Source organism: Sinorhizobium sp. CB7 (assembly GCF_041357635.1).
GTDB lineage: Bacteria > Pseudomonadota > Alphaproteobacteria > Rhizobiales > Rhizobiaceae > Rhizobium.
This window is the reverse complement of the sequence record NZ_JAULLL010000070.1, coordinates 1-467: the sequence shown is the minus strand read 5'-3', so window position 1 is coordinate 467 and position 467 is coordinate 1. Positions and strand designations below refer to the sequence as shown.

The following is a 467-nucleotide window of genomic DNA, read 5'->3' as shown; positions in this document are numbered from 1 at the left end:
GCCTTGCGATGGGCGGCGATGGCGGTGTTGGCCATCAGCATGGCGATCGTCATCGGTCCGACACCGCCCGGAACCGGGGTGATGGTGCCGGCGACCCTGGCACTTTCTGCAAAGGCGACATCGCCGACAAGCCGGGTCTTGCCCTCGCCCTTCTCCGGTGCGGCAATGCGGTTGATGCCGACATCGATGACGGTGGCGCCGGGCTTGACCCAATCGGCCTTGACCATTTCGGGACGGCCGACGGCGGCGACGAGAATATCGGCGCCGCGGCAGACGGCAGGCAGGTCGCGGGTACGCGAATGCGCCGTCGTCACCGTCGCATTGGCGTTGAGCAGAAGCTGCGCCATCGGCTTGCCGAACAGGTTGGAGCGGCCGATGACGACGGCGGTCAGACCGGAGAGATCCTCACCATGGGTGCGCCGCACGAAGACCATGGCGCCGGCCGGCGTGCAGGAGATCAGGCCGGT

General features: G+C 67.7%; 1 pseudogene. It reads right to left on the bottom strand.

Annotated features, from left to right (window positions below):
- Nucleotides 1-467 (bottom strand): annotated as a pseudogene (locus tag AAE029_RS36215) (bifunctional methylenetetrahydrofolate dehydrogenase/methenyltetrahydrofolate cyclohydrolase); the annotation flags it as partial.